Origin of the sequence: Umezakia ovalisporum Ak1311 (genome assembly GCF_029891685.1) — a bacterium.
GTDB lineage: Bacteria > Cyanobacteriota > Cyanobacteriia > Cyanobacteriales > Nostocaceae > Umezakia > Umezakia ovalisporum.
This window is the reverse complement of record NZ_JANQDJ010000014.1, coordinates 18,379-42,531: the sequence shown is the minus strand read 5'-3', so window position 1 is coordinate 42,531 and position 24,153 is coordinate 18,379. Positions and strand designations below refer to the sequence as shown.

The following is a 24,153-nucleotide window of genomic DNA, read 5'->3' as shown; positions in this document are numbered from 1 at the left end:
ACAATCCCTGATTTCTCCAAGGAGTGGAGGATATGAGGCTGTTGGTGTTGGCAAAGTACATAGAATTGTTATATTGATGTAATAAATTAATCAGAAAACATTTGTGACAAAGGATAAATAATATGAATTGGTGGCAAAGACTTCAGAAAAATCCTTTGGCGCGATTTGGGGCAGTTGTGCTGTTAATTTTTTATGTGGCGGTAATGGGGGCTGATTTTGTCGCTCCCTATAATCCTCTCGCTTCACAGCCAAACGGTTCACTACTGCCACCAACGCAGATTTATTGGTTTTCTCAATTAGGAAACAAGCAATTCCTGGGGCCTCACATATATCCTACCACCCAAGGAGATACTGACCTGGAAACAGGCGATCGCCAGCTGATTGTGGACTTTGAAAAACCTACACCTATAGGTTTGTTTATTCTTGGGAGTGAGTATCGGTTGTTAGAGTTGAAGTTACCACTACCCCCTAACTGGGAAGAAGTGAGAATTTTCCCTGGTATTCCTATAAGTTGGCATTTATTTGGCACAACAGGTCAAGGCAAGTTAAATATTTTGGGCACCGACGAGCAAGGACGCGACCAATTCAGTCGTTTAGTCCATGGGGGTCGCATTAGTTTGTTTATTGGCATTATCGGCGTGTTGATTACCTTTCCCCTGGGTCTAATCATTGGCGGAATTTCTGGCTATTTCGGCGGTTGGATTGATAGTGTGGTTATGCGTGTCGCTGAAGTGCTCATGACTTTCCCTGGGATTTATCTATTAGTTACTTTGGGTGCAGTGTTACCACCGGGCTTAACCAGTACCCAACGCTTTTTGTTGATTATCGTCATTACTTCGGTGATTAGTTGGGCGGGGTTAGCGCGGGTAATTAGGGGACAGGTGCTATCAATTAAGGAGCGAGAATTTGTGCAAGCAGCACAGGCAATGGGTGGCAAGCCAATTTACATTATTATTCGCCACATTTTGCCCCAAACTGCTACCTATGTAATTATTTCTGCCACATTGGCGGTTCCGGGTTTTATTAGTGCGGAAGCTGTATTGAGTCTGATTGGTTTGGGAATTCAACAACCAGATCCTTCTTGGGGCAATATGCTATCCTTAGCTTCTAATGCTTCAATTGTGGTGCTGCAACCTTGGTTAATTTGGCCTCCTGCCGTATTAATTATTTTGACGGTTCTATCTTTTAACTTGTTGGGTGATGGCTTGAGGGATGCTCTGGATCCCCGGAGCTTGGGAAGATAAGTTATTTTTGATACTTTATTTTTGATACTTACCCTGGCTTTTAGCTAGGGGATTTTTAAAGGCTCTACAAAGGTCTAAACCTGGTGTTATGGCTACTGTCATTTAATTCACGGAAAAACAAAGGAGATGAACAGCAAATTTGTGAATTACTCTTCATCTCCTGGATAAGTCTTTTTTTTACTCTCACCTGTTGTTAGGGAGCTAAAGCGTTACCCCGAATCAAGCTACCAATAGTTTTGGCAGTAATTTTCAGTTGAGTGATGGGGTTGGCGGGAACAACTGTTTTATACAGATAGCTGTCGAATGTGAGCTTCTGCACATCAATGTCATCGCACATTTCCACAAATGCTTCGCGGGTAGCGTCGGAACGGTAGAACACTGTTTGCAGTATGTCTAATACCTTGTAGGTCAGTCCATATTTTTTATCCCAACGTTTTATGTAAACCTTGAGGTCTTTTTCTGTGGGAATTTTGGCACCACTGTTGGACATTTCCACAATGGTTTCTGCACACATCCGCCCAGACTTAGCTGCAAAGTAAATACCTTCACCAGAAGATTTGGTAACGTAACCAGCCGCATCTCCCACCAAAGCAATGCGACCCACCACACGACGGGGACGGGGATGTTCAGGAATGGGGTGAGCTTCTATTTTGATGATTTTACCACCTGCCAGCTTTTCCGCAGCCCGGGCACGGATACCAGCTTGTAACTGCTTGATGCTGGCCTTATTTACGTGCATTGTGCCAGTACCAACGGCTACGTGGTCGTATTTGGGGAACACCCAAGCGTAGAAGTCCGTAGAAACGTCATTGCCGACATACATTTCGGCTAAGTCGTTATAATACTCCATTTTGTCTTGGGGTAAGCGAATCCGCTCTTGGAAAGCGATAGCATAGTTATAATCCCCAGCATCCATTTCTTTAGCAATGCGAGAATTAGCCCCATCCGCCCCGATTATTACATCTACTTTTAGGGTTTTAGTAATACCCTGTGATCCACTTTCTGTGTGATCAACGTAGTGAATTGTGTAAGGGTCCGTGTTATTTGTGGGTATATCGAGTTTATGAACTGTGGCATTAATTAAATTTGCCCCTAGTTTTGCCGCGCGATCGCGCAGGAAGCCATCCAGCACCTCACGGCGGCACATTCCTATATATTCTTCTTCTTTGACTAGATTGATATCAACCTCACGATTGGAAGGTGAAATCATTTTCATCTTCCGGACACGGCGGTCAATAATCTCTGGTGGTAGGTCAAACTCACCCACCATACATAGGGGAATAGCACCCCCACAGGGCTTGGCATTGTCTAGTTTCCGCTCAAACAAATAAGTTTCAATCCCAGCTTTCGCCAGGGTTTCAGCTGCGGACGAACCAGCAGGGCCTGACCCAACAACAGCAACCCGTAGTGTCAAAGGTCTTCTCCCAATAGTTTATAAAAACAATTATCCTCAGCATCCTATCACGGAGTTTTGCCTTATTTCCCCCTCTTGTTTGAGGTTTTGACTTAAACGCAATATTCCTTTATATTTCGATACAAAAACTTCGATATAAATAACGAGGATCGGCAAAATTAAATTAAAAACTAAATTAAAAATTAAATTATATTTTGCCATTGGTTCCAGCCCAGGGCTGAGACCAATGGCCGTCCCAGAAAGGAGAAGGAGGGCAAAACACCCCAACTTGTTCACAAAATACTGTTGCTCATGGTAAGTTTCTCGATTCTCACACTTGTAGGTAAAATCTCTAGTTCAAATTAACCGAAACAATATTATGTGTGGTATATGTAAAGCACGGTAATCCGAGAGATAAGCCGTAGATTAGTTCTAAAGGTAGGGCAGCAGTGGGCATAGTAGTTGAGAATGTATCTAAAAATTTCGGGAGCTTTCAAGCGGTTAATGAGGTCAACCTGGAAATCAAGAGTGGTTCACTGGTGGCTTTATTAGGGCCTTCAGGATCAGGTAAATCCACTTTGTTGCGGTTAATTGCCGGCTTAGAAATGCCAGATAAGGGCAAAATCTTGTTAACTGGAAAGGATGCTACATATCAAAGTGTCCAAGAGCGAAATATTGGATTTGTCTTTCAGCACTATGCTTTGTTTAAACATCTCACCGTGCGACAAAATATTGGCTTTGGGTTAGAAATTCGCAAAATACCAGCTAAAAAAATTAAAGCCCGGGTAGACCAATTACTAGAGTTAGTCCAATTAAATGGATTAGGTCATCGCTACCCATCACAGCTTTCAGGTGGTCAAAGACAACGGGTAGCATTAGCTAGAGCACTAGCTGTGGAACCGAAAGTACTATTGCTAGATGAACCATTTGGGGCACTGGATGCCAAAGTGCGTAAAGATTTGCGGGCATGGTTACGCCGCCTCCATGATGAAGTTCATGTTACCACTGTTTTCGTCACTCACGACCAAGAAGAAGCGATGGAAGTTTCCGATCAAGTTGTAGTGATGAATAAAGGGCGTGTGGAACAGATAGGAACACCAACAGAAATTTACGACAATCCAGCTACAGCATTTGTCATGAGTTTCATTGGCCCTGTAAATGTCTTATCTAATACCTCAAATATTTTCCCAAGCGGTGACTTTAATTTTTCACATAGCCAAGTATTTTTACGTCCCCAAGATGTGATAATTCAAAGACAAGCTAATGGTAGTACAGCACCAGCTACAGTTACTCGATTGATACACTTGGGTTGGGAAATTCAGATAGAGTTAACTTTAGATGATGGGCAAGTAGTAGCAGCACATTTAACACGCGATCGCTTTAACGAGTTACACTTAGAGCCACAAGAACGGGTATATGTCAAGCCCAAAGATACTAAGTCTTTTCCCCTATATTATTCAATTTAAAAAGTTTGTCAGAGTTAAATTGCAATATAAAAACATTTTGTTACTCCACTTTCCTTGAGAAATTGGGGTTGTTGGCTATGGCTTTGACTTTGCCATTTCTTCAATAAAAAATCAGTGGATTAGTTACCGAAGTAACTAATCCAAAGATTTTCATTTTTGGTACTTTGCACATGAAATGTATCCCACATAAATAGTGTATCTATGGTTTTAAAATTAGGTGTGCCAAAATGCCAAGTTAATGTGACTCATGGAATCAATGACGGATTTTAATCATTTGTGGCTACCTGTATCGGCAAATTTGACTTTATTACCAAATGATGTTCATATATGGCGAATTAACCTTGATGTATCACCAGCAGAGCAAGAAAATTTGCTAGCAACTCTCTCCAGTGACGAAGTTGCTCGTGCTAATCGATTCCACTTTCAAGAACATCGGCAGCGTTTTATCGCTGGTCGTGGTATCCTACGGAGGATATTAGCTAGGTACTTAGGTATAGAACCGCAACAAGTGGTGTTTTCTTATCAAGAGCGTGGTAAACCGATATTAGGCAATGCTTTAGCTCAAAGTGGCTTATGCTTTAACTTGTCTCATTCCCAAGGGTTAGCTTTATGTGCAGTGAATCATCACAGTGAAATCGGTGTAGATTTAGAATATATTCGCTCCATGTCTGATGTAGAAGCCCTCACCAAAAGATTCTTTTTACCTAGAGAATACGCCGTCATGCGATCGCTATCTCAAGAGCAACAGCAAGAAATATTTTTCCGTTATTGGACTTGTAAAGAAGCATATTTAAAAGCCACTGGAGAAGGACTAGCTCAGTTAGAACAAATTGAAATATTACTCAATCCCAACGAACCTGCACAATTGCAGACATCTAAAAATTGGAGTTTGTTTGAGTTAACCCCCGGTAAAAATTATTGTGCTGCTGTAGTTGTCGCCAGTAATCATTGTGATTTGAAGTGTTGGCAATATTAACCACTGTATTATTTATCTTTTACCATATGGGAAAAAATCAAGATTTTACTCCCCCTCCCTCACAAGGGTAGGTTTTTTACATTGTCGTGGGGGAAAAACAAGGAAGTTATGCCCCTTAAGAAAAAATACCCCTTTAAGAGCTATTAAAAGCAATTGATGGAGAAGAAGGAGGTGGGAATGGAAATAAGGCATTTTTTCAAATGCCTTTGCCATTTAAATCAGCGACAATGGTGAGTAATCCTTGGAGAAAACAACAAATTTGACGGCCACTTTCCCGGATAAAAGAGGGTTTGGGGGCTGATGACGAGGAGGAAGTTGTTCTATGAACCTTGAGGGAGGGTGTTGATTAATATCACCACCACAAATTCAAGTTATATTACTAATTTTCAGCCCCTCAGAAAATCATGGTTTATACTGGCATGATTCCGTCACTGATCATCACCCAGTGCAAGATATAATTTACCTAAAAACAAACTAGGCAAGTGTCAAAAAGCCACTTTGAATCAAGTAGGATGTGTAAGTCATTAGTAATTGCGAATCAATAGGCGGACAAACAATGGAACTACCTGCAAGGGCTTTGAGAGTTTCCTGACAGCTAATAATTGGTCTTCTTGCTTGCAGATACAAATCGGGAATAGTTAGTTGTTCATCAGACCAACGTTCTAACAAGAAAGGACGCAGGGTGTATAAAGGATTATCTACAGAAGAGACATTATTGATTAACTCTGCTTGCCATTCTTCGTAGGAAATCATCTTAACAGGATAACCAAAACTCCGCACCCATTCTACTAAATCTTTTAAAGAAATGGGTTGAGGATGTTGTAAATGGAATGCTTTACCAATGGATTCTTTCTGTCTTGATAGATAAACAATGGCTTTACTTACATAGTCCACAGGAGACATATCTAACATATAATCCACATCGGGAAAGCTTCCCATTTGTAGACAGCCCTTAGTCATCAAATTGATAAAATCATGGGTATTGCAAATACCTGTTTTGCTATCTCCAGAAATTAATGGTGGTCTGTAAATAGTTACAGGTAAACCTCGGTCACGAGCGACCTTAACTAACTTTTCTGCAACCCATTTAGTCTGAGAATAACCAAGATAAATACCTTCCCAATGATTAAATTCATCCTGTTCTTCCACCAAATGACCAGCATAAGCAGTTGATTCAAAAACTGCTACACTAGAAACATAATGTACAGGTTTGACTTTAGTCTGACAAGCTAATCTCAAAACTTCTTGAGTGCCCAAAACGTTGGCTGTTTTCAGTGCTGAATAAGGATAAACATAATTTAGCAAAGCCGCACTGTGATAAATAGTATCAATATTGCCAGCTAAGATGTGGAACTCCTGAGAGGGAATACCCAAAAGTGGTTGAGCTAAATCACCAACAACGGGAATAATGCGAGAATTAAACTTATCATCCCAAAGTGCATAAGTTGTCAAATTATGTTGGAGTTTGCTTTTGCCTTCTTCAGCATTAGCAGCACGTACTAAGCAATATATATCTGCATCAGTTTCCTGTAGTAGCTCCCGGATAATAAAAGCACCTAAAAAGCCTGTTCCCCCTGTTAAAAAAATATCCTTGGGTTCACCCTCAAACACACTCACTGCATTGTCAGGATTGATAGCGGAGTCAAGGACAACTTCAGCAGCTAAATTGAGAACTAAAGAATTAACTTGGCTATCTTGTAATTCTTCAGCTAAACGTTGTGAAAGAGATTTAATATTGGGATAATGCCACAGAAGAACAGGAGATGGTTGAAATCCCAACATTTTTTCTAATTTGCTAACCAAAGTCATAGCTTGGGCTGAATTTAAACCATAGGTTTCTAAATTTTCACTAATATCTATTTCATCAGTTTCTACCCCAATTAACTCAGCCAAATTAGCCACCAACCATGCTTGAATATCTGCGGAAGTATCAGTTTTTTTTAGAGTCATTTTTATATCTCCAATAAATGAGAATGAGTCGGGCAATAGTGACTGTAATCATCAGGAATTTCCATCCCCTGAATTTTTAAGCTTTGAATGCGATATAAAAACGCTGCTCCAGTCATAATATGATCAGCAACATCAACTACCCGGCGATTATTTGGTTCAGCTAAATATGAACCGCGAACCCAATCATTAAAACTACCCATGGCTGGGCCACACCAAATTTGATAATCCACTTCTCTACCTTTTTCCCCAGTGGTAGACCAACGGGAAGATAAGCCTAAATACCAGCGAAAAATCAACGCCATTTTCAGCTTAGGATTATTAACTGCCTTACCTAGTTTTTGAGGATTTTTCTGGGATAAATAAGTTGCGGTTCCTTCCCAGACTTCAGCAATAGTTTTGCGAAAAATTTGCTTTTCTAATTTTTCTCTTTCCGCCAAAGGAATATCTTCAATTGAGTTATAATTGCGGTATAGTTCGTACAATTTTTGCGCTCGCATAGGGAACATTGTCCCACGTTTGAGGACTTGTAGCTTCACCCCCATTTCAAACATATCGGCGGCTGGGGCCATAATCATATCCGCCATTTCTGCTTGAGCTAATAATTTTTTGGTATGTTGACAAGCTCCTGATTCAACACAAGATTGATTAATGGAGCCAGTCATGATGTAAGCAGCACCCATCATAAAAGCTGCTAAAGCTGATTGTGGTGTACCAATTCCCCCAGCTACTCCAATTCTAATCACTTGGTTGTAATGAAATTGTTCTTGGATTTCATTCCGCAAAGCAATAATAGAAGGTAATAAACACACTAAAGGACGATTATCTGTATGTCCGCCAGAATCCCCTTCGACGGTAATATCATCAGCCATGGGAATTTTAGCTGCGAGTTTAGCTTGTAACTCAGTGATTAATCCTTGTTCTAGTAGTTCTTGGAGAATTTTGGCTGGTGGTGGTTGGAGAAATTTGCTGGCTACTTCTCGACGAGAAACTTTGGCGATAACTTTATTTTTGATTTCAATTTGATTAGCATCATTTAAACTTAATCCTGCAACTCGGTAATAAACTATGTTGGGGGTTAAATCTAAAAATGCCGAAGCTTCTACTGTTCTTACCTGATATTTAAGGTATAAGTTCACAGCACGGCGTTCAATTGCCATGTCGTTAGGGCTGTGAATTAAATTAAAGGCGTAGGGCCCATAAGGTAGAGCTGCTTGAATGCGTTTAATGGCTGTTTCTAAACGTTCTGGAGGTAAACCACCTGCACCAAAAGAACTCAAAATCTTGGCTTTTCCCAGAGCAATCACCATTTCTTCCGAGGCTATACCACCAGCCATGGCGCCAGTAACATAGGCATATTTCACCCCATGAACAGCTAGGAAATTTGGGTCTCCTAATTGTTGCACTGTGGCCGGGGGAATAAAGGTGAGAAATTCTGTTTGTGAAGTTGTGTTATTTTCAGGAGAACATAAGTAGCCTTCGTTAGTTACACCAATTTTTCCCGCACTTTTGACAATGTAACAAGGTTTATCTAATGCTAGTAATTTATCTTTTATCCCTGACTTGTGAAAAGATATACTATTCAAACAACCTTTCCAAGTGAGGTTTTGACTATGGAAAGAAATAGAAAATTTTAAGTTATTATACTTATCCGGTAGTGTGTCTAGGGGTGTCACTGTAGTTATACCTCAAGTTTTTAATGGTGGTTTATTAAGTATTGGTTTTGGTTCTTTTACAGTGGTATTTTTGTTGTCACAGCTAGTTTTTTTAAGGAATTGCAAACGACGCAAAGGTGGGGAAAATAGAAATTATCTTCCGGGATTAGAATAGTTGGGGTTCCTGAATTACAGGAAGTTTCTTTATACCTTTGCGCCTTTGCTTTAACCTAATTCATACTCCCAATCAAGTGTGTTCATTCAGTAAGTTTTCGGCACAGGTTAATTGTAATTGAATGATTTCACTCATTTGTTTACTAAAACTGTTTCTAGCTTGTAGAAAAGCTGTGTGATTTTTAATGAGGCGGTAATTGTTATCGTTTAGTTGTTGGTACTGAGTTTTGTTTAATTCAAGCATTCTAATTGTGTTATCAAGTTGATTGTTTATAGCTGGAGATGACACAATTGGTGGTAGGGTTGTGAGTTCCCAAGAGCCGACTGACTCAGAAGATTGTAATTCTTCTGGAGATTCAAAACCGTGTTCCATGATATTTTTTGTTGAATCTTCTCCTGGTGGAGTTGGCAATGGGGCAATATTTTTGTTCAGGTTTTGAGGAGAATCAAGATTTTCTGATTTTCTAGATAATTGTATATTTTGATGCAGTTCCTTAACACGATAATTGTTGAGGTTGCTGGCGATATTTTGGAAGGCTTGGCGATTTTCTTCACTCAATATAGTTTGAGTAACTGATTTACCACCCAAGGTAACTTTTCTCAGGGTTAGTTTGTTTTGCTTCCTTGGTGCAGTGGTGAGATTGTACAGGGGAGATAAATCTAAATTGACTCCATGGCTGACAAGTTTTGCTAAAGCTTTAACTATTAAAGTATGGTCATCCATACCTCTACGATTGAGGGATACGGTGATGTGTTCTTTATTCTCTAAGATTTTACTAATCCATCGAGAACAAACTCCACCAGCCCCAGCTTCCACAAATATTTTTACGCCATCGTCATAGATACGGTTGACTAATCGTGGAAAATCAAGTTGTTGGCATAATCCGGTGGCTATGCTGCTAGCGATGACATTTCTCTCAAGTAGAATAGGCTGGTAGTCAGCAGCAGAGTAAAAAGTTATTCCTGGTAGGTTTTGTGTTGGTAGGCTATTAACTTTGGCGATTTCTTCGTACTCTGACACCATGGCTTCGCAATGAATTACATGGTCAAAGGGTGCGGGGAAAGCGTTACAACCAAGGGTTTTAATCACTCTCTCACAGGCTGTTTTTTCACCAGCAATTAAGACTTCTTCTGATGTATTGATTTGAGTTAAATAAACTCGCTGCTCATGTTTGAGACATTCTTGCACCTGAGAGGGAGTAGCCATGAGTACATAAGTAGCCCAGAAGTTATCTCCTTGTAATTCTCTGGTATCTTTTAACCCCCAATACTGACGGACAGCATTTTTAGCCCCAGATAATTTATCCCCAAACAAAGGTGATGAATTCAAGGTGTTACTACCGCCTTCAAAATCACTCCAAACTCCTTGGGCTACCATCATGCTGGTTTCACCTAAGCTATAGCCAAAGACACATTGAGGTTTGACTTGAAAATCATCTCGGAAAATTGCTGTCATGTATCTGGCGAAGGCGATTTCACTTTCAAACATCGCCAGGGAATCATTTAAGAGTTCTTTTTCTAGGGTTTCTAGTTGTCTGGTGGAGAGTTTAGAAAAATTACGGGGATAAACTAATTTCTCGACATCAGCTGCACGGTTATAAAGATTATTAATCTTCAAGTCCTCGAAGACTTTGGGGAATAAGCGGAATACAGTGCGACCAATACCGATGTAGGAATTAACGGCGGCTGGATAAACATAAGCAATGCTTGCAGTTTGACCCAGGGGTTTGGCGGTAAAATAACTACCCACTGGTGTTTGCCAATCTGTACCTTGTGCAAAAGCTATGTTTACACCTTTACGAGCAGCATCAATTTGTTTAAGTAGTTCTTTTTTGTTACGTCCGGTAATTGCTAGAGCATATTTAGGTTGGGAATGTTCTTTAAAAGTTGTGAAGGTCTGACTTGCAGTACTTGGTAAGCAAGAACTATCTTCTATACTTTTTTGGAGTTGGTTCAAAACCTCTTGTAAGTTGTTTTGATTTTCACCTGCTATGGGGAGCAGATGAAAAGGCATTTGCTCTAAATATTTACTTTCACGCTCTTTTTGCTCTGGGTCTTCTGACAAGATGATATGGGCACAAGTCTCATCTATACCTATGCTATTAATGGCGGCTATACGACGGGTAGCACCTTTATCAACAAACCAAGGTCGAGATTCTGTAGCTACATAAAACGGGCTACCTTCCCATAATTCTGGTGTTTTTGCACCAGACCATTGAGGAGTAGCGGGAATATATCTGTAATAAAGACAAAGTGCAGTTTTAATTAAACTGGCAATTCCTGAGGCTGTATAAGTATGACCGATGTTAGCTTTAATGCTACCAATGGCACATTGTAGACCATTACCAGTTTTGGGATAGGCTTGTAATAAGCCCATGATTTCGCCTTGGTCTTGTTCAGGAATACCGCTACCATTTACTTCTACATAGTTAATTTCTTGAGGTTGAATTTTTGCTAGGTCAAAAGCTTGTTGACAAGCATCATTTGTGGATTGTGCAAAAGTAACAGCATCCAGTACAGCATAAATCCGTTGGTGCTCTTTTTGGGCTGTATCATAACCCTTGAGGACAATTGCACCAGCACCTTCACCAACCATCCAACCATCAGCGTTTTCGTCAAAACTCAAGGTATTGATACCTTGATTTACCTTGGCTAATCGACTTCGTAATAAGACATTTTCTACACCACCAGCCAAATCTATTGCACCTAAAACCACAGCTTCGACTTCCCCAGTGGCTAATAGCATTTGTGCCACTTCCAAGGCTTTGAGAGCAGAGTTTTCACCAGCAGTCATGGTAAAGGCGGGTCCAGTAAAATTCCACAAGGCGGAAATTCGACTGGCCATGATATTGGCGATGTGACTGACGTACTCGCCGGTTTCTACTGGATGATGAATGCTATCTTTAACAACCCTTTCTAATTGGGCAAGGTCTTGATCTGGTAGGACGATATTATCTGTGAGTAAGCCTGCTTTTACTTGCCAAGGTAAATTCCATCGTTGCTGTAATTGATGTACAGAAAACTCAGTTTCCGCAGCTACAATGACTGCTACATTTCCCCCTTCTTTCAGTCCTGCATCTTGAACAGCACGGTTAGCAACCTTTAACATTAATAGTTGTTGGGGATTGATTTTCTCAACTTCGTTGGGAGGAATTTTGCAGGCTAAAGTATCAATTTCAAAGTCTTGAATGTATGCTCCTATTGGTGGTTTACCATCGGTTAAACCACACTCTTTTAATAAGTTTGTTTGCTGGTCTATACCTTGCCATCTACATGGCGGAAGAGGTATAAAATGCTGGATTCCTTCATAAATGCTGCGTTCAAAAGCATCTAATCCGTTACAGCCCCCAAAAAAGGCATCCATACCGACAATAGCTATTTTTGCCTGTGGTACAGGTACATCTAAGTTAATATCTAAATTTGTGGTACCTTGTTCAATCACTAAATGGGAATTAGTACCGCCAAATCCAAAGGCACTGATGGCTGCTCGTTTAATTGGTGTATTGTTGTTAGGCCATGGTATTGTTTTTCTAACAATATTGTCACTGGAAATGATATTATTGTCCGAGGCTAAAGGTGCATCAATATCAATAGTGGCTGGAATTACCCCCTCAGACATACTCATAATTACCTTAGTTAAGCCCACCATGCCAGCCGCAGTTAATAAATGGCCGACATTGGCTTTAGCAGAACCCACTAAAGGTGATGCTTGATGTTCACCAAAAAAGGTAGCTATGGAGTTCAGTTCAGTGGTATCTCCTAGTAATGTCCCAGTAGCATGACATTCTAGATAATCAATGCTTTGGGGGCTGATTTTGGCTTCGTGATAGGCTCGTTCAAAGGCGAGGACTTGTCCTCTGGTGTTGGGGCTAAGTAAGTGCTTACCTCTGCCATCATTAGAGAGTCCATTACCGCAAATTGTGGCGAGAATATTGTCCCCATCTCTGACAGCATCGGCATATCTTTTTAGGAGTACCATACCCACACCATCGCCGGGAATCAAACCTCTGGATGTTTTATCTAGAGGGCGACTTGTACCATCCTCCGCAAAGCCTTGGACACCAGAAAATAGCATCCGCACAAACAGCGCATCTGCACAACTGATAGCTCCCGCTAACATCATGTCAGCTTTGTGAGATGATAGATAATGAGACGCTAACTTAATAGCATAAAATGATGATGAGCAAGCAGCATCTAGACATAAATTTATTCTAGATAACGATAAGGCTTGAGCAACTATTGATGCTGGTAAGCCAGAAATCATGGCGTTGTAAACAGATGCTTGAGTTCCTGTTGGTAAAGTGGCTAAATTGAAATTTTCATTTTGCAAAAGTTCTTGAACAGCAGGGGCGATCGCTTGCTGATAAATAGGAGAAAATAATTGATAGGAAAGCTTGGTTGGAAAAGAAAGATTACCCAGAATTACCCCACATTTAGCGAGGATGTTGTGATTTCCCCAGTAACCGCCATTAGTTATCGCTTGTTTTGCAGCATATAATGACCATTGAAAAGTGTCATCTAAACCTGCAAGTAATTCTGGTGGTAAATTATATTCAGAAGCATCAAATTTAAAGTCCCGGATATATCCACCTTTGAGGGAATAGGTTTTATCTGGTGTGCCTTTAACTGGATGGTAAAAAATGCTGGGATCTACGCCAATTTCTGCAATATTAGCTGATGTTCTGGCATCTTTTTGAGAAACAAGATTTTGCCAAAATTCTTCAGGATTCTTAGCATCAGGAAATAAACATGATAATGCGATGATAGCTATTTTTGCCATTGTTATATCCTCAACAGATGTGGGGTATTAAAAAGAATTCAGGATTTACGCTCTTCCCCAAAATTGAGAATTATTTTGTTAGTAGACAGGTGCAAATAAAAACCCAAGATGTATTTTTCTGTGTACTCTAGACAGAGGTTTATTTAGGGTTTACTGAATCAAGATGAAACCCTGTTATATCGGGTAATAAAAAGTTTCTAGACATCCTCTCAGAGTTGTCAATGGTGAAAAAATAGGAAACACAATTAATGAAATAGGTAGATACTTTCACCCCTGAGAAATTCTGAAACCCCCTTCCCTAACCTCTAGCTGAGATTAACTTTTGAGTTGTTTCATTGACCAAATAATTGCATGAGCTCCTAGCATTCGCGAGTATACTTTTCCCTGATTATCGTGGATAATGAAATCTGCCATCGCACTGCTTGATGTTTTATTTTTTATTTCGCAAGATACATAAAATGGTTCGTTGTGTGGTGTGGGGGAAAATTGTTCAAATTTCTCTACTTTTCCCGGTAAACAACCTTCTTGATAAAAGTGCTGTGTCCATATCCATAAGGCGTGCATACTCAGGTCTGTTGTATAGGGGTTGACCCAACGAAACGGGAATTGTCCTTGTTTTTTGGCGCTGATTTCTGTCCACAAACATTCTGTAGTGATTTTATCAGAAGTAATATTTAAAACTCTTTGCACTTCCTGAAACGAAGAGCCATGAAATAAGGTAGAGCCTCCATTTTGATAGAAATCTTTGCCCGTGGTGGTAATGATGTAATCTGGATTCAGATTGATGAATTCATAGGTAGGAGCAGGGGGAATTTCTCGATGCAGGTTCAGTTGAGCGCTAAAATGGTAATGAATTTTTCCGGCGCTATTTTGACTCAATATTTTAGCTTTAACTTTAATTCTTTGTGGGTTGACCTTTTCAACTTCTTCTATTTCTAAAATGTGTTCCTTAGCTAAAGTATCATTGAAGGTAATTCCTTTCAAAACCTTGAAATCTGTATAATTTACTAATTGATAACCTGGATAAATTTCTTCACAGGAATTGATAATCCATGACATTGCACAGGTGGCGGGTAATACTGGGGAACCTGCAATCACATGATCATATAAAAAAGGATTGATTTCCAGTTTCATGTGGCGACGGATACAGTGAGTTCGCAGTTGAGAATCTAATTCTCTAGCTTGGGGAACAAGTGGACTACCAATGACAACTTGTGCAGTGTCACTATGAGCAGGGTGCAATTCGTTGACGAGCATTTGTGTACCCACATCCACAGGAATAACATCAATACCCCTATCTGCAAAGGCTTTTTTTAATTCTGGGGACACCATACCACTATCCCAAGCACCCCAGTTAATGGCCACCACGTGACACTGAGGATAATTTTGCTTGATGAGATGGGCTGATTTATTGAGAATTTCGTTAGCGATGGCATAATCAGATTGTCCTATATTGCCGTAAAATCCGGTCACGGAGGAGAACAATACTAAATGCTCTAGTTGCTGAAGATTTACGCAAGCCAACAGATTTTCTAATCCCTGCACCTTAGCGGTATAAACTTTTTCAAAATCGTGATCTGTTTTCTTTTCAATTAACTTATCAGCTAAATTTCCCGCCCCGTGAATAATCCCAGTAATTGCACCCACACCAGCCAACTTTTGCTGTAAAGCTGCAATATCTGTGACATCAACACTAATATATTCTGCCTCAGCGCCTGTTTGTCTGATCCTGGTAATGGTTTTCTTAATTTCTCGACTAGAAACAATTTTGTTATATGTCTTCAATACACTCATAGGAGTAGGCTTTTCCCCTTGAGCCAGAAGATTATCCATAATGCGTTTCTTCAACGCTGCTTCCTCGAAACAATCTTGAGCAAACTCCGGCTCAACTTCTAAAAGTTCAGAACGACCCAGCAAAATGAACTTACAAGGTTGGTGCTGCGCCATTTTAATTGCACATTCAGCCGTAATTCCTTTTGCGCCACCACTTACAACAAAAACCGATGAAGGACGAACCTGAGTCTGTATAGTCATATGATTGGGAATTTATAATTAAACAACTGGGGGTTGACAGTTGATGGGTGAGTTTATTTTTCGGTTAACAGTGAACGCGTTATGCACTAATTATTGTTGTCACCCAGAGGGAGATATGGTCATACCTCCCTTCTTAAGGTTAGTTTTGGAAATCACCAACTAAAGTCACACGTCCCTGGGAACCATAAGCAACTTCACTGATATAAAGATTTGGATCATACAATTCAGCGATAATATATTCTGCTGATTGTTGAGCATTTAAAGCCGGACTCAAATCAATTGCACGAGTAAACACTTTTGGCCATTCCCACTTCAGAGACTTGGTTAATCCCAATAACCCAGGGCCGATGGCTCCGAAGTTAATATTATGCTCTAACCCAAAAGCACCATCTAAACGATTTACAGTTAAGAAACAACTGCGTTGATAACGCGCCACTTGATTTAGAGATTGCTTAAGATGTTTAGCCATGAAAAATAGGTGCTTGACAATTTCTTTTTCTTGTGGTATGTAAGCAGGTATTTGGTGGGTGGAAAATACAGGATGAATATGGATGAAAGCCCCAATAGTGCCGAAGTGAGTCGCGATGGCGGACAATTTATGTTGGAGTAATTCTTCAGTCATATCCGCCAGGACTACACGATTCACTTTGGCTGGTAAAGGTGATTGTTGGGGAACCAGGGATGGGGGGAAACTTAAAACCACCACTTTCGCACCGCCATCCCTTAAAGCTTCAGCTAATTGCGAAGTGGTGAGGGAACCATCATCGGTGATCAAAGTAACGTGTCCCTGTGGTAAGGCGAAATCTAAACTATCCGGTGGTGGTAAGAATTGAAGTTTAGCCGGACGGCGTGCAACACCGTCAATTACCTGGACTGGCTGATGGCTAAACTTTGATTGTGACTTTTTTTTTTCGCCGCCCCCCAGCTTCTGGAGATAATCAACTATTTGACCGATGGTGCGGAGATCTCCCAGTTCTTCTAGATTGGGCTGAGGTAAATGGGGGTATTTATCTTGTATTGCTCCCAATATTTCTACCCGTTTGATGGAATCAATTCCTAAATCAGCCTCCATGTCCATATCCATTTCTAGCATCTCCACTGGGTAGCCAGTCTTATCACTGGTGATGCTTAACAAAGTTTGACCTAAGTCTGCATAATTATCAGCAGTTGCTATTTCCTCTTCTGTGACAGGGGGGGTAGAGACAACCAAGTTGGTGGTCTCTACGGGGTTGGGGATATCGTTACCCCCTGGGAGAATAAGGGGCAAGGGGGACTGAATGGATTCTAGCATGACTTCTTGAGTAGTCATAGAAGTACTGCCAGAGACACAAGATTGCAGATATTCAACAACTTCACCGATGGTGCGTTTTTCTGATAACTCTTCTAAATTTGGCTTGGGTAGGTCAGGATAAATATCCTGTAACGCCCCTAAGATTTCAACTCGTTTGATAGAATCAATTCCTAAATCAGCCTCCATGTCCATATCCATTTCCAGCATCTCAATTGGGTAGCCAGTTTTATCACTGGTGATGGCTAATAAGTTTTTACCCAAGTCGGTTAAGTCAATGTGAGGAGCACATGGGTTGCTGGGTGCTGCTACCACGGGATCAGGTGCTGTTTTAATCACAACTGTCTCCCTAGGCTGAGTAGTAACTTGACTGGAAATGATTTGAGAATATTCTTGTTGTATGAGTTGGAAAAAGTTTTTAGCGTATTCTAACTGTTCGAGAAGATATTGCTCATGAATCCGTAGAGTTTCACCTTGTTGGCTGTGAAACTGCATCATCCCCCGTTCTAGACTTTGGTGGACAACCAGCTGAAGTTGTGATCCTTCAGGATAAGATTTGTTGTTGGCAAATAGAGCGTTTTGTTGCTGCATCAATTGGAAAAAGGCCTTGGTGTATTCCATCTGATGTTGCAGATAAGTTCCGTGGACCTGTAAGTTGTCAGTTTGATTTTGCTGGAACTGTGTCAGCAAATATTCTAAACTTTCTAAGGCCCGGTCAAAATTCACAGGTTTTTCTGGGGTTGGTTGCATCTTTACTTCCTGGGCTATTGCAGTAGGAATCACGGGATTCATTTGCGGCTGGGGTGCAAAGTCATTAGAGTTATGTGAAAATTCAGGGAAACTATCTGTAGTACGGGTAACAAGTCCATTGGTACTGAGTTCTTTCACTGGTGGAGTAGTTACCGCAACTTCAGAGAATTCAACAGTAGGGGTGACAGGTAAACTAACTTTATGTCCGTTTTGTAAAGCTTGAGTAAAGGCGTTCTTAGTTTTTTCCGACACATAGTTAATGCCCTTTAAACGCACATTTAAGGCATTCTTCGACCCTGGGGGTGGTGCAAGTTCAACTTGATAAGGGTCGAGGTTTTTCAAAGCCACCCCTAGTACACGCAACTGTACAGCCCCTTCCCGTAGGGAGCGATCGCTATCCTTGTGGGTGCTAGGGTTCAAAGAAATAGTAAAATGTGGGCGATCGCCCAAAATATCTTTAACTAAGTTAGTTAAAATGCGGCGCGGCCCAAAATCTACAAAGCAATAGCCACCCGCCCCATAGATATTTTCAATTTCTTGTTTAAACATCACCGAGCTAGAGAGGTGAGTTTCCAGGATTTTTTGAATAACTTGGGGTTCTTGGGGGTAGGGTTTACCCGTAACATTGGTAAACACAGAGATTTTGGGACTATTAAACTTAACAGACTTAATAGCGATAGCAAAAGACTTTTGAGCAAAAGCAATAAGCGGAGTGTGGAAAGCTGCGGACACAGGTAACAACACAGCCGTACAACCTTGGTTATGTAAAGCTTGTTTCACCTTATCAATTTCTCCCGTCGGTCCTGCCAAAACAATTTGCGTGGGAGAATTAAAATTAGCAATAGTCACCTGGGGAAAACTCCGCAATACCATTGCAACTTTACTCATGTCTTCCTTCACCGCCAACATACTCCCAGCATCATGGTCTGGGTCTTCTGGCGCGGCCATGGCTTGACCTCTAGATTTCACAAGAAACAAGTAATCTTGTTCATTCAAAACACCCGCAGCCCACAAAGCTGTTAACTCCCCAAAGCTGTGTCCCGCCACAAAATCTGATTTAAATCCAGCTTGTTGCAATATGGAATAAAGACCAGCACTAAACACCCCAATGGCGCTTTGAGCATATTCTGTCCGTTGCAGAGCAGCAATTTGGGCATTTTTTTCTGCCTCATCAAACACCGGACGAGGAAACACAATTTCAGAAAGTGGTTGCAAATTATCCTTAAGCAACAAACTATCCATACAGCCATGCAGACGGCGCATAATCGGAAAGTTCATAACCACTTCCCGCCCCATTTCCAAATATTGGGAACCTTGTCCAGAAAATAGAGAAACCACCTTTCCCCCCAAGTCTATCCCAGAGGAACGGTAGTAAATACCTTGGGGATGCTCCCAAGAAGTTACAGAAGCCTTTTGTTTGAGCCAGTCAATAGTAACTTGCATCAACTTACAAGCCTCTTGCAGATTTTCCGCCACAAATCCAACCCTAGCTGCGACAGCGGGAATCTCCATTGATTGGCATTCTTTAACTAAGGAAGCAAAATGTGTACTACCATCATTTGATTGCAACTTACCCAGGGTTTCTTCACATTTAGTCAACAAATGTGCTGGATTGCTAGCATACAACAGCACCTCACGAGCAGAACCGTGTAAACGGTAGGGAAGGTTTTCTGGAGTTTCGTATTCTTCCAAAACCACATGATAATTTGTACCACCAAAGCCGAAAGAACTGACACCAGCACGTCTTGGCGCATCTCCTTCCGCCCGAATCCACGGTCTAGTTTCAGTATTTAAATAGAATGATGAATTTTTAATGTCCAATTTAGGGTTCGGCTCAGTAATATTAATGGTAGGCGGTAAAACCTTGTGATGCAGTGCCAAAGCTGTTTTAATCAAACTTGCTGCTCCAGCCGCCGCTTTAGTATGTCCAATTTGGGACTTAACACTACCCAATGCGATATGCTGTCTTTGGGAATCATGTTTACTAAAGTATTCCTTTAAAGAACCGAATTCTGTAGGGTCGCCAGCCATTGTACCAGTACCGTGAGCTTCCACCAAGCCCACAGTTGCGGGAGAAAAGCCAGCATCATCATAAGCACGTTCTAAAGCTTTAACTTGACCTTCCTTCCGGGGAGCATAAATACTCTTGTAGCGACCATCGCTAGAAGTACCGATGCCTTTAATAACTGCATAAATTTTATCATTGTCCCGTTCTGCATCTTCTAGGCGTTTGAGAACCACCATACCCACGCCTTCACCCAGTAACATCCCATCGGATTTAGCATCAAAAGCTTTGACGTTTTCACTGGGAGAAACAGCTGGTGTTTTACTGAAGGATATGTAAGCCATGATGGTGTTGTCAGTGTCAACACCACCAGTCAGCATCATATCAGCACGATATTCCACCAGTTCGCTAATGGCCATTTTCAAAGCACCAAAGGAACTAGCACAAGCCGCATCAACTACACAATTTGTACCGCCAAAGTTCAAGCGATTCGCGATTCGTCCAGCCACTACATTAGCCAACATCCCAGGAAAAGCATTTTCATCCCACTTGATATAGGCGCTTTTGATTTTTTCGATAATTTTTTGGGTATCTTGATGGGAAATACCACTGCTTTTGAGTACCTTTTCCCAAACAGGATACTCTAATCGAGCCGAAAGTGGCATTCCTAATTGCTTGGCCATAGCTACCCCCAAGATTACCCCGACTTTCTCCCGGCAAAACTCTCGAGATTCACCATAACCAGCATCTTCCATTGCTTCTTTAGCTATAACTAAACCTAATAGCTGAGAAATATCTGTAACTTCCAAGATGCTGGGAGGAATACCAAACTCCATAGGGTTAAAATCAACTTCTGGAATAAACCCGCCTCGTTTACAATAGGTTTTATCTTCAGGGGTTCTGGGGTTAGGGTCATAATAATCTTCTACGCTCCAATGTGTAGCCGGAACATCGGTAATACAATCAATTTTGTCAACTATATTTTGCCAGTATTCCCGTAAATTTCTGGCTTGAGGTAACAAAGAAGCCATACCCACAATAGCGATGGGATTTTGCGCTAATTTTCTATTAATTTTGTTAACTGACATTGGTTTTTCCTTGTGCAATTTTTTTTCTTCTATTGACCTAATCAAAGTTTTCTCAACACTGTTGACAAGGCTCTCCAATTCTGACAAAGCCGTATCTATGGAATAAGCAGACATAAGGCATATATTGTTCTTAAGTACTGTGGAGTGTGATGGCTTGTGTGGCGACACCATAGCTACAGTAATTTCCGTTGCCCAATACCAATTCCTAATTTTTAATTAAGAATTCAGATTTTATCTGACTGTTAAAAATTGGTATAATCTATCGCAATTGGCAACTATAGGAAGTACACATTTTCAACATATTTGCACATTATTAATCTGATGCCGTGGACATCCTACCTTTGTGTACTTCACTCTCGATGAAATATCCTGTAACTGCTTGTTTGTCAATCAACACAACACGATAACTGCTGTTTTGCCCCAATTAATTCATGCTTTCAGGATTTTCAGGCATTTCGGCATACAGCATTTGTGAAATAATGTTATCCAACAATGGATTCTTGATGTTGAGGCAAGAGGTCAATAACGTTGTTGAAACTGGTAAAATAGTCTCGGAGTACATTAGCTGCTTGACCAGTGAATTCTATCCATTCGTAATCACAGAGATTTTGAGCAATTGTATCCCACTGAATCAAGGTAAACTGAGGAGTAGCTACTAGGACAGAAACGCTTTTTTCTCCCAAACTAGTTTGAGTATCTAGCCTAACCGCAGCTACGTAGCTGGTGTTAATGACAACGTTCTGTATCTTGATAAATGCCATAGCCAGTGTCAGCGTCCAGGATAATTTATTTTAAGCAATTTGACTCAGAAAAGTTGACAACTTCGTTACAGAAAAAACATTACCCTGAATTGCGAATTAATGCACTTTTCAGCAAGCAAAACTCACACACTTATAGGGTGATGCCAAGGCGGTTAGGTTTAGTTTTGCTTTTTCAAATTTACACAAAATAACTAATTTCCTTTGCCGCTCTCAAAGGTTTGAATTAATAAAAAGAATAGCATGATTCACAGAAACTAAATCATTTGTTTAAAGTATTTTTATAAAAAAGCTAGATTCTTGCTAGTAGGGTTTTTGAAAAATAAACTATATCCAAGTATATTTAATAACTAAAATATCAGACTCAGAATTTGCATAAATTCCTGTAAAAGCATTGATTGACAATTAGTATGTATGTCCAATACATGAAGCTAAACTCAAATTATTACATAGTTCACAACCGGACTAATCTCAATTTTGTTGGCATAACATCACAATTGAATGTCAAAATTCGGTAATGTTTAAACATAAAAATACCTATATAAGATAATGGTAATGAATAAAGCAAATATCAATTTATAGGACAGTGCATAATAAACAAAATTGATTTGTTATGAATTCCCTAAACTTTGACACCATCTAGGTTCCCTGTTCACTGTTCCCTGTTTTAATATCTGACAAAGCAGTTACACATTTAGCAATAAGTTTGTGAGTCAACTATAAATCAATTGAACCAATTTTCTGCGGTAGTTTACCAGTCCATCTTTGCCAGCGCATCATTCCCCGATGCACCAGTTGAAGATTTTCATCGCCAATAAAACAGATCCGCCCCATTCTTTCGCAAGCAATGAGAATTTCTCCGTTTCCCATAAACGGAGCAATGACAAAATTGTTGTGATTGGTATACAAATTAATTAAGTAGTTAACAATACCCTCTACACCGTCAATATTAATTGGTGTCTGTGGTTGAGATATGGATTGATGAGAAAAAATTCCCACATAAAGATTACCTAGAACTAATTCATATTGAAAGGGCATTTGGCTATGGCGATAAAAATGATAAATCTGACCCTGAGAACGGAGCACCGCCACAACCCGCGCCTCGTCTACCAAATAATTGTGCTCCCAAGTATGGGACAGAGTGGCGATGGCTAAAGCTGCATCTGATGGTAACAAGTTTCTAAATTTTGAACTAGCAGTATGATCACAATAAACTAAATGCCTTCCTAACATCCATTCTTCACCAACTTTCACCCCAAGTTCATCATTAGCAATGTCTAATTGTGGTTGGCGTTCACCTTTTTTCAGCGTCAATTTAGCTTCTCGTTGCGCCATAGCACTTTTGTATGCGAGAAGCTGTAACTCTTTTTGCTTCCCCCTAGCTTCCACGATTAATTTAGCCTGCTTTGCTGATTCTGCTGCATCTCCCTTAGCCTCCGCTAACTCCCAAGCCTTTTGAGATGCTTCGGCTAATAAACGTTCTTGACTACCAGCCCTAGCTATGTTCAGCAGTGCTGTAGGACTATCGGCAATGGGAGAACTTTTAATTATTTCTTTAACTTCTGAGTGAATACTTTTAGCAATCTGCTTACCGTGTTGAAAGGTGCGTTCAGAGTAGCCAACTTCTTTAGCTAACTCCACAGTTCGCTTTAAAGGTGGTGAAACGGTTTCACTACCTTTGGCTGTGTATTGATTATCTCCAACTTTGGCTCTTAAACCCATGCGCTCTAAAATTTGGTCTCGCTCAAACCAGAGTTCCGAACGCTCTAGTGGTTCTAACTCATTGCGAATCAAATTTTCATCAATCTCCGCCAACCGGGATTGATCAGCATTGTTATAGTTAACAATATGACACTCAACTGTTTTTAGCCCCAACAGTTTACAAGCTGTCAAGCGATGCAGTCCAGCAATCAAATTCAGTTTTTCATCTACCGTAATCGGGTTTAATAAACCATTAGTTTTAATCGACTCCTTCAACTCGTTAACCTTATCCCCCTTGACTGGACGGCGGTTACTACCAATGCGAATTTCGTCTATAGGCACTATAGGCATAATTACTATTCTTCAGTGCAATCAGTCATTGCATTAGTATACTCGACAAAAAATGTAGGCACTTTCCCTAGCAAGTCTCTACAATGGTTCGACACAAATGTTTAATGGCAAGTGAAGAAATTTTCAGCTTTGGCGCTTCTAGCAGAAAGTTTACATACAACCATTCTATCTTCTTTACCACCAAATTTTTATCATCCCCAATACCCAACAACCGATTGACAATATCAGAAGATTTTGCAATACTTAGGAACAAGTTTAGTCAACTTTTCCTACTTAATTTTTCCCAGCCCCTCCTTCACTTAAAGATTTAGTCCTTTTGATTAGCCATATTGTACTTTACACTACTTGATTCGCTGTCAAAGTAGGATAAAACTAAGAAAGACTTGGAGTAACGCCACCATTAGGTTTCCGGTTAATCTAGTAATTTAAAGCAGCTGTACAAGCGTACAACCTTATATAGAACTAATTACACCTTTCAAATCACTGAAGGTAAAACCACAGAGATAAAAATCCTCCTGGTTAATTTCCACATCAGTTTATTGC

The 24,153-nt window shown here is 40.4% G+C and carries 11 protein-coding genes; 3 read left to right on the top strand and 8 right to left on the bottom strand.

The features are described from left to right. The first annotated feature begins 122 nt into the window (after positions 1-122). A complete protein-coding gene (locus tag NWP25_RS02390) occupies positions 123-1,244 on the top strand; it encodes an ABC transporter permease (RefSeq protein WP_280649641.1) in 1,122 nt (373 codons plus the stop codon). A 193-nt stretch (positions 1,245-1,437) separates the two neighbouring features. On the opposite strand, the gene chlP is transcribed toward NWP25_RS02390, so the two are convergent. After that, positions 1,438-2,658 carry a geranylgeranyl reductase gene (chlP, locus tag NWP25_RS02385; protein ID WP_280649642.1) on the bottom strand — a complete coding sequence of 407 codons (1,221 nt, stop codon included), beginning with the start codon at positions 2,656-2,658 and terminating at the stop codon, positions 1,438-1,440. A gap of 428 nt (positions 2,659-3,086) precedes the next feature. Here chlP and NWP25_RS02380 point away from each other — a divergent pair, with 428 nt between their 5' ends. After that, the gene (locus NWP25_RS02380) at positions 3,087-4,103 is read left to right on the top strand and encodes a sulfate/molybdate ABC transporter ATP-binding protein (protein ID WP_280649643.1); all 1,017 of its coding nucleotides are present in this window, start codon (positions 3,087-3,089) and stop codon (positions 4,101-4,103) included. Positions 4,104-4,359: 256 nt separating this feature from the next. Further along, positions 4,360-5,079 carry a 4'-phosphopantetheinyl transferase HetI gene (hetI, locus tag NWP25_RS02375; RefSeq protein ID WP_374913864.1) on the top strand — a complete coding sequence of 240 codons (720 nt, stop codon included), beginning with the start codon at positions 4,360-4,362 and terminating at the stop codon, positions 5,077-5,079. A 474-nt stretch (positions 5,080-5,553) separates the two neighbouring features. On the opposite strand, the gene NWP25_RS02370 is transcribed toward hetI, so the two are convergent. The 7 genes from NWP25_RS02370 to NWP25_RS02340 all read right to left on the bottom strand — a co-directional run bounded on the left by NWP25_RS02370 (position 5,554) and on the right by NWP25_RS02340 (position 23,610). After that, the gene (locus NWP25_RS02370; protein ID WP_280649645.1) at positions 5,554-7,029 is read right to left on the bottom strand and encodes a thioester reductase domain-containing protein; all 1,476 of its coding nucleotides are present in this window, start codon (positions 7,027-7,029) and stop codon (positions 5,554-5,556) included. Positions 7,030-7,031: 2 nt separating this feature from the next. Next, positions 7,032-8,702, bottom strand: coding sequence for a PfaD family polyunsaturated fatty acid/polyketide biosynthesis protein (locus NWP25_RS02365; RefSeq protein ID WP_280649646.1), 1,671 nt, complete (start codon positions 8,700-8,702; stop codon positions 7,032-7,034). Positions 8,703-8,928: 226 nt separating this feature from the next. Next, the gene (locus NWP25_RS02360; protein WP_280692602.1) at positions 8,929-13,635 is read right to left on the bottom strand and encodes a PfaB family protein; all 4,707 of its coding nucleotides are present in this window, start codon (positions 13,633-13,635) and stop codon (positions 8,929-8,931) included. A gap of 315 nt (positions 13,636-13,950) precedes the next feature. Then, positions 13,951-15,669, bottom strand: coding sequence for an SDR family NAD(P)-dependent oxidoreductase (locus NWP25_RS02355; protein ID WP_280649648.1), 1,719 nt, complete (start codon positions 15,667-15,669; stop codon positions 13,951-13,953). A gap of 139 nt (positions 15,670-15,808) precedes the next feature. Beyond that, the gene (locus NWP25_RS02350; RefSeq protein ID WP_280698822.1) at positions 15,809-20,914 is read right to left on the bottom strand and encodes a type I polyketide synthase; all 5,106 of its coding nucleotides are present in this window, start codon (positions 20,912-20,914) and stop codon (positions 15,809-15,811) included. A 368-nt stretch (positions 20,915-21,282) separates the two neighbouring features. Then, a complete protein-coding gene (locus NWP25_RS02345; protein ID WP_280649650.1) occupies positions 21,283-21,561 on the bottom strand; it encodes a hypothetical protein in 279 nt (92 codons plus the stop codon). A gap of 714 nt (positions 21,562-22,275) precedes the next feature. Then, entirely contained in the window at positions 22,276-23,610 is a 1,335-nt protein-coding gene (locus tag NWP25_RS02340) for a ParB/RepB/Spo0J family partition protein (protein ID WP_280649651.1), read from the bottom strand. Between the last annotated feature and the right edge of the window lie 543 nt (positions 23,611-24,153).